This is a genomic window from Sphingomonas rhizophila, from assembly GCF_014396585.1.
GTDB classification, from domain to species: Bacteria; Pseudomonadota; Alphaproteobacteria; order Sphingomonadales; family Sphingomonadaceae; genus Sphingomicrobium; species Sphingomicrobium rhizophilum.
The window spans coordinates 1,031,516-1,044,316 of the sequence record NZ_CP060717.1; the positions used below are offsets into that span (position 1 = coordinate 1,031,516).

Here is a 12,801-nt window from a genome sequence, read left to right on the forward strand (position 1 = left end):
TCAGGCCATGCCCAGCAATTGCTTGAGGCCAGTCCACACCCGGCCGAAGAAGCCGGCTTCCGGAACGGCCTCCGCCGCCACGAGGGGCATCACCTGCTCGCCGGTGTCAGGCGTGGTCACGATCAACTGCGCAATCTGCTGACCCTTGGCGATCGGAGCCTTGACCGGGCCCTGATAGCGTATCTTCATCATCGACTTGGCGCGGAGCCCCACCGGGACAGTTACCGCCAGGTCACGGGGAGCAACCAACTTCACTTCAGAGTCGCTGCCGAGTTGGACCTTTGCCGTCCCCACCTCTGCACCCGCCTTGTAGAGGGGCACGGTCGACCAGGCCTTGAAGCCCCAATCCATCAGGCGGCGCGACTCGACGATACGCTGGTTGAAGCTGTCGAGTCCGGCGACGACCATCACCAGGCGGCGGCCGCCCTGCTCGGCGGAGCCGGTGAAGCCGTAACCGGCCTCCTCGGTATGACCGGTCTTGAGGCCGTCGGCCCCGGTCACGGCGCCCAGGATCGGATTGCGATTGGCCTGGGTAATGTTTTGCCCGGATCCCAGCGTCTTGCCCCAAGTGAAGCTCGGCTGTCCGTAAAATTGCTTGTACAGCTTGGGATGGCGCTCGATGGATGCGCGCGCCAGGGTCGCGAGGTCCTTGGCAGTTACGTAGGTGCGGCCTTCGTCTGGCCAGCCGTTGCTGTTACCGAACTGGGAATTGGTGAGACCCAATTCCTTGCCGAGCGCGTTCATCTGGTTGGCGAACGCCTCCTCGGTGCCGGCGATGCACTCCGCCAGCACCACCGACGCATCGTTGCCGGACAAGGTGACAATGCCGTGGAGCAGATTTTCGACGCTGACCTGTTCGTTCGGGCTGAGGAACATGGTCGAACCGGCCTGCGGACCGTGCCACTTTTGCCAGGTCTCCGGCTTGACCGTGCACATCTTGTTGAGCGGCAACTGGCCCTTGTCGATCAGCTCGAAGGCGACCTCGGTCGTCATCATTTTCGCCATCGACGCCGGCGGAATGCGCCGGTCGGCGTCCTTGGACAGCAAAACTGCGCCCGATGACAAATCGACCAGATAGGCGATCGGTGCCGATGTATCATAAGGTGGCGGCGCAGCGGCGGCACCGGCGGTCAGGGACAGGACGGCGGCGGAAGCGAGCAGGACGACGCGGTTCATGAGGCTGGCATTACTCCGATACGGGTTTCGTTCGCCTCTCTACCGCCACCCGCCGCGGCACGCGAGGGGGTTCAGCGACCCACGATCCGGTCGGCGAGCAATCCCACGGACAGTGCGTAGAAATTCGAGCAATTATAGTCGAGGATTGTCCTGTAATTGGTCGACAACAGGTAGGCGGTGTCGTTCGGCCCATCGGGTTCAATCAGGCTGAGCTGCTCCTGCTCCGAAATCCCGCTGGTGGTGCCCAGCGGAGCAATCCCCAGGGCCCGCCACTCGGTAAGGCTCTTCCATTGGCTGTGGCGAGCATAGACTCGCGGGCATCGCGGCGCCGTAAGGTGATTGGCAATGGCTGCCCGGTTGAGGGTCGCAGGTACGCGCACAGGGATTCCCCAATGGACCCCGCGTTTCCAGCCCGCTTCGCGAAGGTAGGCGGCGATCGACGCCAGACCATCAGCCTCATTGGACCAGATGTTGGCGATACCATCGCCATCGCCGTCCGCGGCGAGCCGAAGCACGGCCGTCGGCATGAACTGCGGGTAGCCGGTCGCGCCGGCCCAACTGCCCTTGAGCCGCGACCTCGGCGTTCCGCGATCAAGCAATTTCAGTGCAGCGACGAACTCGCTTTCGAACAGCTCACGGCGGCGGCCCTCATAGGCCAGTGTCGAAAGGGCATTCAGCAGGTCGAAACTACCGGTGATGCTGCCATAGCTCGTTTCATGGCCGTAGATTGCCATCAGCACCGAGGCTTCGACGCCAAACCGCTGCTCGATGCCCCTCAGGAAGACAGCATTGTCCGCGTATCTTGTCTGGCCACGGCTGATAAGTGAGGCAGTGACATGTTCCCGTCTGTAGGGAGCAAAAGGCGGGATGTAATTGGGATTGTTGATTTGTCCCGGCTGGCCACGATCAAGCGTGATGACGCGCGGGTTCTGCTGAAGGGTCGGGACGGTTGACTGGATGGTCGCTTCCCGCACGCCTTCGCGGCGGGCCCGCGCGGCAAGACGATCCTTGTAGGCCTCGAAGCCGGTTCGCACGGCTGCCGGCGCCGGCGTGAACACGATCGGCGGCCGGGCAGGCTGCGTTGCGTTCACGGCACGGCGGGCGGAGTCCGGCAACGGCGCAAGCGGATCGGTTCGCTGCGCCGCGACCGACCCACTGACCATCAACGCCCCGACGACCCACCATTGACGCACTACGAACCTCCCTGTCGCGGCCCACGCTAGCCGCTCGGGCGCGATCCGCCCACCTTCGTTCATCTCGCGCCTTGCACGATCCATCCGCCTTGGATAGCGGCTGCACATGAAGGAGAGATGGCCGAGTGGTTTAAGGCAGCGGTCTTGAAAACCGCCGTGGGTGCAAGCTCACCGTGGGTTCGAATCCCACTCTCTCCGCCACCTCTCTAGCGCCAATCCCCTTCCCCGCTAAAGCGCGCGCGACCTTATCATTTCCCGGAGCATTCTCGTGGCCGAGACCACCATTCTTCCGTTCGACTGGGCCGATCCGTTCGACCTTGAGCACCAGCTGACCGAGGAAGAGAGGCTGGTCCGCGATACGGCCGAGGGCTACGCGCAGGACAATCTGCTGCCGCGGGTGACCGAGGCGTTCCTGAACGAGAATTTCGATCGCGAGATCATGCGCGAAATGGGCCAGCTGGGCCTGATCGGAGCGACCATTCCGGTCGAATATGGCGGGGCCGGCCTTGGCTACACCGCCTACGGCCTGATCGCGCGGGCAATCGAACGGGTGGATTCGGGCTATCGTTCGGCCTGCTCGGTGCAAAGCTCGCTCGTGATGTTCCCGATCTACGAATATGGATCGGAAGAACAGCGCAAGAAGTACCTCCCGGACCTCGCCACCGGCGAAATCGTCGGCTGCTTCGGGCTGACGGAGCCGGATGCGGGATCGGACCCCGGCGGGATGCGGACGCGCGCCGAGAAGATCGAGGGCGGCTACCGCCTCCACGGCAGCAAGATGTGGATTACCAATTCGCCAATCGCCGACGTTTTCGTGGTGTGGGCGAAGAGCGAGGCCCACGGCGGCAAGATCCGCGGATTCATCCTGGAAAAAGGCATGAAGGGCCTGAGCGCGCCCAAGATCGAGGGCAAGCTGTCGCTTCGTGCCTCCATCACTGGCGAGATCGTCATGGACGGCGTCGAAGTCGGCGAGGATGCATTGCTGCCGAACGTCGAGGGTCTCAAGGGTCCGTTCGGCTGCCTCAACCGCGCCCGCTTTGGGATCAGTTGGGGCCCGATGGGCGCGGCGGAATTTTGCTACGCCGCGGCGCGCCAGTACACGCTCGACCGCAAGCAGTTCGGGCGCCCGCTGGCGTCGAACCAGCTGGTGCAGCTGAAACTGGCTAACATGCTGACCGACATAACGCTCGGCCTGCAGGCGGCCTTGCGGGTCGGGCGGCGGCTCGACGAGGGCGTGCTGGTTCCGGAGGCGATCAGCATGATCAAGCGCAACAACTGCGGGAAAGCGCTGGAGATTGCGCGTACGGCCCGCGACATGCACGGCGGCAACGGCATCAGCGCCGAATTCCATGTCATGCGGCACGCGTCGAACCTGGAAACGGTCAACACCTATGAAGGCACCCATGACGTCCATGCCCTGATCCTGGGCCGGGCCATCACCGGGATTTCGGCCTTCTAGGCTTTGGGATCGCGTCGAAGGACGACGATCGGTTCGCCGTTATAGGGACTCTCTCCAATCTCAGTGAAACCGAGGCGGGCGGCAAGTGCGCGTGACGGACTATTTTCGGGCGAGATGATTGCCCAGATCGGCGTCGGGTCGAGCTCCGCATCGGCCCAGTCGAGGACGGCGCGGCACGCCTCCCCCGCTATCCCTGACCGTGGACGTCGGTGGCGAAAATCCAGCCCATCTCTGGCGCGTCGCCGAATTCCGGCTCCAAATCGCGCCAGGCGGTGAACAGCGTGACGATGCCGACTTGGCGGTTGTCGGCCTTGCGCAGGACGACCCAGCCGCCGAAGCCCATCAGCGGCCACATGCCGACCGACGAGGCGGCGCGGCGCCACGCTTCTTCACGGCCGAGCGCGGGGACGCCAACCTGGTTCATCACGGCAGCGTCGCCGACGATGGCATGCTGGGCGTCGAGATCCTCGCGGCGAAATTCGCGCAAGATCAACCGCTCCGTTTCCAACGTGGGAGCGGAGCGGTGTTTTGGTCGAGCCGCGCCGGCCATGCCGACGCCGCCCAGCTTACTTCTTGCCGAGGGAGAGGCCGCCGAAGCGCTTGTTGAAGCGCGCGACCTGACCGCCCGCGTCGAGCATCTGGCCGCGGCCGCCGGTCCACGCCGGATGCGCCTTCGGGTCGATTTCGAGCTGCAGCGTGTCGCCTTCCTTGCCCCACGTCGAGCGGGTCTGGTAGGTCGTGCCGTCGGTCATCTGGACGGTGATGAAGTGATAGTCCGGGTGAGTCCCGCTCTTCATGATGCAATTCCTCGATTTGGCTGGTTTCCGACCAGCCGGAAAAGGTGAGCGGCGCCCCTAGCCGACAGTGGCCCGCTTGACAAGGCATGGCCGGCCGAACGAAGGGCGGCCTCACGATCGTGGTTCCGGGCTCGTAATGGGCCCGGCGAAGGGGGAAGCCGGCGAACATCCGGCACTGTGCCCGCAACTGTAAGCCAAGGCCGTTCGGCCAGGCGAAGTCAGATACCCGCCCGATCCGTCGTCCGCTTCCCGGCCGGGTCCAGCCGCGGGGCGTGGGACGGCTTCACCTTCCCTCCGTGACGACACGTCATGGAGGACAAGACTATGTTAATTGCCGACACCCCACCCGAAATCGTCATCACCGCCGCCCGCACGCCGGAGGACGCCAATGAAACGCCGGCGAGCGTGACAATTATCGATGCAACGCTAGTCGAACGCCTTGCCCCGCCACTAGCGGTCGACCTCCTGCGGTTGGCGCCGTCGGTCAGCGTCGCCACCGGCGGCCCGGCCGGTTCGCTCACCCAGGTGCGCATTCGCGGGCGGAAGCCAACCACACGCTGCTGTTCATCGATGGCATTCGCGCCAACGACCCGGCGGCAGCAAACGAGCCGCGGTTCGAACTGCTCAACGCTGACCTCACAGGGCGTATGGAGATTGTGCGGGGCCCGCAGTCGGCGCTGTGGGGGTCGGAAGCGATTGGCGGCGTGGTCGCAGTCGAGGGAGTAGGACCCGATGCCGCGCCACAAGTGATGGCCGAGGCGGGGAGCTTCGGCTTTCGCCGTGCCGCTGGACGGGGAAATCTCGGCAGCGGCGATCGCTTCCTGTCGTTCGGGGTCGCTGCGCAAGGCGCCCGCGGCATCGATGCCTTCGACGGCACCGGCGACCGTGACGGCTATCGCAACCTAGGCGGCCTGCTGTCCGCTGCGTGGCGATTGTCGCCATCGGTGAGGGTCGGCGGGTCGGGCTTCATGCTGAGCGGGCGCAGCGAGTACGACGGCTACTCGCCCTTCACTTATCTCCACGCCGATACGCTCGACGAAAGCCGCAACCGGCTTCGGGCGGGACGGCTGTTCGCGGAAGCCGGAGACCGCGAGCGTTTCTATGTGGTGGCGTCGGCTAGCCTGCTCGGCTCGTCCAATCGCAATTTCCTCGACGATTCACCGGTCAATCGCACCAGCGCCACCCGGCGCACCGCGGGGCTTGAAGGCGGGGTCGTCATCGACCGGCATCGCCTGGTGCTGGCGCTGGACGCGGAGGGAGAGCGGTTTCGGGCGTCGGACGAGGCCTATTTCGGCGCGACCGACCAGCGGCGGCGCCGATCGCGAGGCTCCGCCACCCTGGAATGGAAGTCCGATTTCAACGTGTTGCGGGCTGATCTTGCAATTCGTCATGATCGATTCGATCGGTTCAAGGACGCGACGACGTTGCGCGGCTCGGTCGTGGCCCCGCTCGCCGAGGGCATCGAAGCAGCGGCGACTTACGGCGAAGGCATCGCCCAGCCCAGCTTCTTCGATCTCTACGGCTTCTTTCCTGGCAGCTTTGTCGGCAATCCGTCGCTCCGTCCGGAACGTTCTCGTGGTGGGGAACTGTCGCTCCGCTATCGCAGCAAGGCCGCGAGCATGGCGCTGACCGCCTACCGCCAGCGCCTCTCGAACGAGATTGTCGGTACCTACGACCCCGGCACCTTCCTGTCCTCCACGGCTAATGCCGACGGTCGAAGCCGTCGGCGCGGGATCGAGGCGGAATGGCGTTATCGTCCGCTGGAATGGTTGTCGCTCGGCGGGAGCTACGCCTGGCTCGACGCCAGCGAGCCCGACGTCTCGACCGGACAGGTTCGAGAGCAGCGCCGCCCCGGCACAGCGGTAGTCTGTTCGTGGATGGCGGACGCGGACGGCTCGGCTTCGGGACGTCCCTCTCGGCCGTTGGGAAGCGGATCGATACCGACTTTGACCAGTTCCCCGCAAAGCGATTGACCCTTTCCGGCTATGCATTGGTGAACGCCCGCCTGGCTTATCGCCTGACGAACAGCCTGGAGCTGACGCTGCGAACCGCCAACCTGCTCGATGCGCGCTATGTCGACGCGATCGGCTATCGAACCGAGGGAAGGAGTGTTCATGTCGGTCTCCGCGTCAGCCCTCGCCGCTAGTGCCGCACTCCGGGTCGCGTCTCTCGACCTTTGCGCGGACGAATATCTCCTGCTGGCCGGGCGCCCCGATCAGATCGTGAGCGTGAGCAAGATCGGCCGCGATCCCCGCGATTCGGTGCTGGCTGGCATGGCGCGGCGCTATCCCGCGAACGACGGATCGATCGAAAGCCTGCTCAAGAAACGTCCCACCCTCTTGATCTCGACCGGCAGCGGTGGCGCCAAGTCCACGCGGCTGCTGGGCGCCCGGCTGGGGATGCAGACGCTGACCCTGCCGTATCCTGCCAGTGTCGACGATGTTGCAAAAAACTTCCGCAAGGTCGCGACTTTGCTCGGAAACCCGGATCGGGCCAACACCTTCGACCGCCGCCTGACGAGCCTGAAGCGTCCGACTTCCGCGCGGGAGGCAATTTTTGTTTCCGGCGGTGGGTTGAGCCTGTCACCGTCATCGTTACCCGGGCAGTGGATGGCATTGGCCGGCCTTCGCCAACGATCGCTCCCCGGTGCGCGCCTGACCCTGGAGGATTTGGCCCTTCGCCCGCCTCCGGTCCTCCTCTTGTCGCGCTATCGACCCGGCCAGGCGTCGATCGGCCAGCGTTGGCTGTCACATCCAATCGTTGCTCGCGCGCCGTCGCGAAAGCTGATCGCGGATGGCCGTCGCTGGACCTGCGCCGGACCCCTGATGCTCGATGAGATCGAGCGATTGGGGCGACAGCGATGAGAGCGGCGCTAATTCTTTGCCTGATGACGCTCGCAGCGTTGCACCTCCTCTTGCCGGTCGACATTCTGCAAGCCGATCCCAGCCTGGCCTCGTTGCTGCTGGTCGAATTGCGCCTTCCGCGGACGTTGCTCGTTATCGGCTATGGCGCGACGCTTGGCCTTACAGGGGCCGCGCTGCAGACGGTGTTCGCCAACCCCCTCGCCTCGCCCGACATCAGCGGCGCGTCGAGCGGCGCTGTACTGGCCGCGGTGCTGGGCACCTACTGGCTGGCTATTACCGATCCGATACTGCTCGCCTTGCTCGGGACGACTGGCGCGCTGATGACGCTCGCGCTGCTTTTGCTGATCGCCGGCCGTAACGGGGACCAGACCACGTTGTTGCTCGGTGGTGTCGCGCTTTCGCTGGCGCTCGGCGCTGCGACGAGCCTTGCACTTGCTCTCGCGCCTTCCCCGTTTGCCTTTTACGACGCGTTCGACTGGCTGATGGGCGGCTTCGCGGATCGCAGCCTGGGGCAAGCCGCTGCTGCCCTGATACCAGCCTTGATCGCCTCTGCATGGTTGCTTGGCCGGTCGAACGCGCTCGACCTGCTCGCGCTTGGCGATGACGTTGCCTCCTCGCTCGGCGTCCGCCCCAAGCGCCTTGCCACCGAAACCATCGTCGCCAGTTCGATCGCCGTCGGCGCTTGCGTTTCCGTGTGCGGTGCCATCGGGTTCGTCGGCCTCGCTGCGCCCGTGATCGCCCGACGAGTGGTGCGCGGGCACCCTGGGCGGGCGCTGGCGCCGGCTGCTGCATTGGGTGCCCTGCTCCTTCTGCTGGCCGACATGGCGGTGCGGCTCCTGCCGCTGAACCGGACATTGCCGATCGGTGTGCTTACCGCGCTGTTCGGCAGTCCGCTGTTCTTCTGGATGGTGATCCGTGCACGGCGGAGCGTGACGTCATGACGGCATTGCTCAACGCGTCAGGAGTTTCGATCCCAGGCCGCCTCCAGGCGAGTTCGCTGACGCTAAATGCGGGCGAGATGGTCGCTTTGATCGGCCCGAACGGTGGCGGCAAGACCAGTCTTCTCCGGGCCATCGCCGGAGCCGAAGAGGCATCCGGGAGCGTGCGGATTGCGGGTGAGCGATTGACGGCAGTCGGCTCGCGCCGGTCGCGCCTTCTGGGTTTCATGTCCTCCTCGCGAGAAATCGGATGGGAGATACCCGTCGCCGACGCCATTGCGCTCGGCACCGGACCGATTTCAGCCGAGCGTCTCGGTGAATTGTTCGAACGGTTCGAGCTCGGGCCACTGGCTGACCGACCGGTTACCCGCCTTTCGACAGGCGAACGATCGCGCGTCCTCATGGCTCGGGCGGTTGCCGGGGCGCCACTCGTCCTGCTGCTCGACGAGCCATTGTCGAACCTGGACCCCTATTGGGTGCTGCAGTTTCTCGGCGCGATGCGCGAGCGCGCGGAGGAAGGAGGCTGCGTCCTGTGCGCACTGCACGACCTCAGCCTGCTGCCCCGATTCGATCGAGCGGTCCTAGTGAGTGACGGAGCAATCCAGGCCGACGCCGCCGCCAGTCTCATCCAGGATCATCCGCGCTTCGGAGCCATCTTCCGGGTTCAGCCGGACGAACGGGGAGGCTGGGAGGTCAGGCCGCCGGAGGGTCGGCGATCATCGCCGTGAAGCTCGCCTCGGCGGCAAGCTTACCGCCGACCGACGCCCGACCGATGAACTTGCATACGGTGGCGCGCTTCTGGACGAATTCGACGTCGAGTTGAAGCAGGCAGCCGGGCTCGACCGGGGAACGGAACTTCGCTCCCTCAATGGCCATGAAATAGACCAGCTTCCCGGAGCCCGCGAGGCCGAGACTTTCGACTGCGAGGACACCCGCGGCTTGCGCCAGCGCCTCGACGATCAGGACGCCTGGCATGATCGGGCGTCCGGGAAAATGTCCCTGGAAGAAGCCTTCGTTCATGCTGACCGCCTTGACCGCGCGGATCGACTGGTCGACGCGGATCTCTTCGACCCGGTCGACCAGGAGCATCGGATAACGATGGGGCAGTGCCTCCATCACCCGCCGGACATCCAGCGGGCCGATGGAAGCCGCTTGCGTTTCGTCGGTCACCGGCCCTGCGGGGCTGGCTGCGCCGGAGCGGTGGTGCTGAGCGTCTTGATGTTGACGTTGAGCGCCGCGATCACATCGGCCGTGACATCGACGGCCGGCGAATATTTCGCGACGTTGCCGCTGTCGAGGATGACGGTAGCACCGCGCTTCTGCATGACCGATGCCAGCGACGGGTCCAGCTTCTGGCCAATCTGCTGCAGAACGTATGCACGGTTGCGCTCGAAAGTCTGCTGGCGGGTGGCGAGCTGACGCTGGGCATCTTGCTGCTTCTTTTCGAAGGCCTGGATGCGGGCGGTAAGCGCGGCATCGGGCTGCTTACCGGCAAGGCCGTTAATCGCGGTCTGGATCGCGGTGGCTTCGGTGCGAAGCGGGGTCTCGAGCGAGGTCTGCAGCGACTTCAAGCCGTTGACCTGCGACTCCAAGGCGTTGAGCGCGGTCTTGCACGCGTTGCACTGCGACGACGCGCGCTGGAGGTCGGCCACGGCAACGACGGCCGGGGCAATCGCCTGGGCCGACGCGACCTGCGGCAGGGCAACAGCCGCCAGCGCAACAACCGGAAGAAGGTTCTTTTTCATCAGAATTGAGTTCCTACGTTGAATGAGAAGAATTTGGTGTCGTCGCCCTCTTGCTTCATCAGCGCGCGGGCGATGTCGATGCGAAGCGGCCCGAACGGTGACGTCCAGTTCACACCCACGCCGACCGAAACACGCGGCTTGGCCGAGTTTCCAAGGAAGAATTCCTTGTAGCCGTTGGTCCGGGTGTACCCGGTCGCGCAGGCGGTTCCCGGCGTGACGACAACCTGGTCGGTGACGGCGCCGTTCGTGTCGCGAAGCGTACAGGTCGCCCCGAAATCGGAAAGGTCGGGCGACTTCAGCTTCCAGAGCGAACCGGCGTCTACGTAAGCCGACGGGCGAAGACCGAGGCTGCGCATGCCGGCGCTCGTCGGGAACTCCACTTCCAGCCGGCCCATGTAATAGGCGTGACCGCCCAGGGCGTCCGAGACGGTGGAGTCGTCGTACAGCAGCGTCCCGTCGTTATCGTAGCGCACCCGGCGCACGCGCGGGCCGATGCCGCGAATGTCGAAACCGCGCAGCTGCGGGCCAAAGAAGCGATCCGTGATACGAATTGGATCGCGGCCCGGATAACGATTCTCGCCGATCGCGTGGATGTAACCACCCTCAAGGTGCAGCGATGCCACGAACCCCTTGGGCAGCGCCTTGTACTTGGTCCCGTCGACCGTCGTCCGCAGATATTTGACGTCACCACCGAGACCGGCGAAATCCTGGCTGAGCAGCAACCGTTGGCCACGGGTCGCGCGGATCCCGTTGGCGTTGTCGAAGCCAAGCGAATAGCCCACCGACGATGTGATGCGCTTGCCGATTTCGTCGCAGAGATATTGTCCGGCCTTGGCCGGATCGCACTTCAGCTCATCGGTGCCGTCATCCGGCAAGTCACTGTAAAAATTCGTCTTGTTCAGAGAAATCTTGTCCTGCACCAGCTTATAGCGGCCACCGAACGTCAGATATTCGTTGAGCGGGAAGCCGGTACGAATGCCGAGGCCGTTCTGCACCTGCGAATAGGTGCGGTTCCGTTCGTTGCCGATATAGTTGAAGCTATTGTAGTCGCGGCGATAGATTTCGCCGCCCAGCAGGACCTGCCGGTCCAACAGGTAGGGCTCCGTGAATCCAAGGCTTACCGACCGCGAATACCGCGACCAGTTGACGCCGGCTTGCGCGATCTGACCCTTACCGAGGAAATTGCGCTGCGCGATCGATCCCGCGAACACGAAGCGTTCGAGGCTCGAGTAACCGGCCGAGAGCTGCAGTTCGCCGGTTGCCTTTTCTTCCACGTCCAGACCCAGGACGACACGATCAGGGCTGGTCTGGGTCTGCTTGATCTCAAGCTTTTCCTGGAAGAAGCCAAGGCTCTGGATGCGGTCCTGGCTGCGCTTCACGCGGATGGCATTGAACGCGTCACCCTCGTTAAGGCGAAACTCGCGGCGGATGACCTTGTCGCGGGTCACGGTATTGCCGGTGATATCGATCCGCTCGACATAGACGCGCGGCGTGTCCGAAATGCGGATGACGATATCCATCGTCTTCGTTTCCGCGTTGCGATTATAGTTCGGATTGACCTCGGCAAAGGCATAACCCTTGGCGCCGGCGAACTCGGTGATCGCGGTGACGGTGTCTTCGACGCGCTTGGCGTTGAACCAATCGCCTGCCTTGATCGTGATGCCCTGCATCACCGCAGCATCGTCGAAGTCCCGCAACGGGCTCTCCGCCTCGACCTTGCCAAACTTGTAGCGCGGGCCTTCTTCCACGACGTAGGTGATCACGAAGTCGCGGCGGTCCGGGGTCAGCTCGGCCAGGGCCGAAACTACGCGGAAGTCGGCGTACCCTTCCGTCAGGTAGAACGCGCGAAGCTTCTGCTGGTCGGCCGCAAGGCGGTCGGGATCATAGCTGTCGTTGGACTTAAACAGGCCCAGCACGCCGCCCGCCTGCTTCGTGTACATTTCCTTGCGCAGGCGGCCGTCGCTGAACTGTTCGTTGCCGATGATGTTGATGGCGCGGATCTTGGACTTGTCGCCCTCGTTGATCTCGAACACCAGGTCGACACGGTTCTGGTCCAGCGTGACGATCTTCGGCTCGACGGTCGCCGCGAACCGGCCCTGGCGCTTGTAAAGTTCGATGATGCGCTCGACGTCGGAGCGGACCTTGGATCGCGTGAAGATCTGCCGCGGCGCGAGCTTGATCTCCGGCGTGATCTTGTCTTCCTTGATCTTCTTGTTGCCCTCAAGGATGATCCGGTTGATCACCGGGTTCTCGCGCACCGTGATGACGAGGTCGCCGGTGTCCGCGCCGGAAATTACGACGTCCGCGAACAACTCGGTCGCGTACAAATCCTTGAGCGCGGTATCGAGCGTTTCGGCGTTGTACGTCTGGCCCGGGACGAGGTTGGCGTAGGAACGGATGGTTTCCGGCTCCAGACGCTCGGCCCCGCGCACGGCGATCGAGCGAATCTGTCCCTGCGCCGGCGCTGCGATCGGCGCAGCCGGAGCGGTCGGCACCGTCGGCGTCGCTACCGGAGCGGTGGCTTGAGCGTACAGCGGCGCGGAGAAGCCACCGAGGATGGTTCCCATCAGGAACAGGCTACGCAGGCTCTTGGAAGTATTCATGCTACTGGAAGTCACGCGTCCCCGCC

The 12,801-nt window shown here is 64.4% G+C and carries 10 protein-coding genes, 1 tRNA gene, 2 pseudogenes and 1 riboswitch; of the genes and pseudogenes, 6 read left to right on the forward strand and 7 right to left on the reverse strand.

Translation table 11 applies throughout. From position 1 onward, the window contains the following. Both H9L12_RS05050 and H9L12_RS05055 read right to left on the reverse strand, forming a co-directional pair. The gene (locus H9L12_RS05050; protein ID WP_187542882.1) at positions 1 to 1,176 is read right to left on the reverse strand and encodes a D-alanyl-D-alanine carboxypeptidase family protein; all 1,176 of its coding nucleotides are present in this window, start codon (positions 1,174 to 1,176) and stop codon (positions 1 to 3) included. Positions 1,177 to 1,247: 71 nt separating this feature from the next. Beyond that, a complete protein-coding gene (locus H9L12_RS05055) occupies positions 1,248 to 2,369 on the reverse strand; it encodes a lytic murein transglycosylase (RefSeq protein WP_246450626.1) in 1,122 nt (373 codons plus the stop codon). 111 nt (positions 2,370 to 2,480) lie between these two features. Here H9L12_RS05055 and H9L12_RS05060 point away from each other — a divergent pair. Together H9L12_RS05060 and H9L12_RS05065 are read left to right on the forward strand one after the other, a co-directional pair. After that, positions 2,481 to 2,570, forward strand: a tRNA-Ser gene (locus tag H9L12_RS05060). 67 nt (positions 2,571 to 2,637) lie between these two features. Then, positions 2,638 to 3,828 (forward strand): acyl-CoA dehydrogenase, encoded by a 1,191-nt coding sequence (locus H9L12_RS05065; RefSeq protein WP_187542883.1) that lies wholly within the window; start codon positions 2,638 to 2,640, stop codon positions 3,826 to 3,828. On the opposite strand, the pseudogene H9L12_RS14385 reads toward H9L12_RS05065, so the two are convergent. Further along, positions 3,825 to 4,378, reverse strand: a pseudogene (locus H9L12_RS14385) (GNAT family N-acetyltransferase). The gene H9L12_RS05065 and the pseudogene H9L12_RS14385 overlap by 4 nt on opposite strands. Positions 4,379 to 4,394: 16 nt before the next feature. Continuing rightward, the gene (rpmE, locus tag H9L12_RS05075) at positions 4,395 to 4,625 is read right to left on the reverse strand and encodes a 50S ribosomal protein L31 (RefSeq protein WP_187542885.1); all 231 of its coding nucleotides are present in this window, start codon (positions 4,623 to 4,625) and stop codon (positions 4,395 to 4,397) included. A gap of 102 nt (positions 4,626 to 4,727) precedes the next feature. Further along, positions 4,728 to 4,873: riboswitch (cobalamin riboswitch) on the forward strand. Between the two features lie 76 nt (positions 4,874 to 4,949). Here rpmE and H9L12_RS14390 point away from each other — a divergent pair. The 4 genes and pseudogenes from H9L12_RS14390 (at position 4,950) to H9L12_RS05100 (ending at position 9,155) form a co-directional block, all read left to right on the forward strand. Continuing rightward, positions 4,950 to 6,771 (forward strand): annotated as a pseudogene (locus H9L12_RS14390) (TonB-dependent receptor). Next, positions 6,740 to 7,489, forward strand: a complete 750-nt coding sequence (locus H9L12_RS05090) for an ABC transporter substrate-binding protein (protein WP_187542888.1) — start codon at positions 6,740 to 6,742, stop codon at positions 7,487 to 7,489. Before H9L12_RS14390 ends, H9L12_RS05090 begins: the two are co-directional and overlap by 32 nt. After that, a complete protein-coding gene (locus tag H9L12_RS05095; RefSeq protein ID WP_187542889.1) occupies positions 7,486 to 8,430 on the forward strand; it encodes a FecCD family ABC transporter permease in 945 nt (314 codons plus the stop codon). Before H9L12_RS05090 ends, H9L12_RS05095 begins: the two co-directional genes overlap by 4 nt. Before the next feature lie 77 nt (positions 8,431 to 8,507). Beyond that, entirely contained in the window at positions 8,508 to 9,155 is a 648-nt protein-coding gene (locus tag H9L12_RS05100) for an ATP-binding cassette domain-containing protein (RefSeq protein WP_187542890.1), read from the forward strand. Here the strand turns inward: H9L12_RS05100 and fabZ are convergent. Genes fabZ through bamA form a run of 3 tightly spaced genes read right to left on the reverse strand, consistent with a single transcriptional unit; the run spans position 9,121 to position 12,775 of the window. Then, complete coding sequence (gene fabZ, locus H9L12_RS05105; protein WP_246450699.1) at positions 9,121 to 9,543, reverse strand: 3-hydroxyacyl-ACP dehydratase FabZ; 423 nt, start codon at positions 9,541 to 9,543, stop codon at positions 9,121 to 9,123. The two genes, H9L12_RS05100 and fabZ, sit on opposite strands and share 35 nt — an antisense overlap. A 50-nt stretch (positions 9,544 to 9,593) precedes the next feature. Next, on the reverse strand, positions 9,594 to 10,172 hold the full coding sequence (locus H9L12_RS05110; RefSeq protein WP_187542891.1) for an OmpH family outer membrane protein: 579 nt from the start codon (positions 10,170 to 10,172) through the stop codon (positions 9,594 to 9,596). Continuing rightward, positions 10,172 to 12,775, reverse strand: a complete 2,604-nt coding sequence (gene bamA / locus H9L12_RS05115; protein WP_187542892.1) for an outer membrane protein assembly factor BamA — start codon at positions 12,773 to 12,775, stop codon at positions 10,172 to 10,174. Before bamA ends, H9L12_RS05110 begins: the two co-directional genes overlap by 1 nt. Between the last annotated feature and the right edge of the window lie 26 nt (positions 12,776 to 12,801).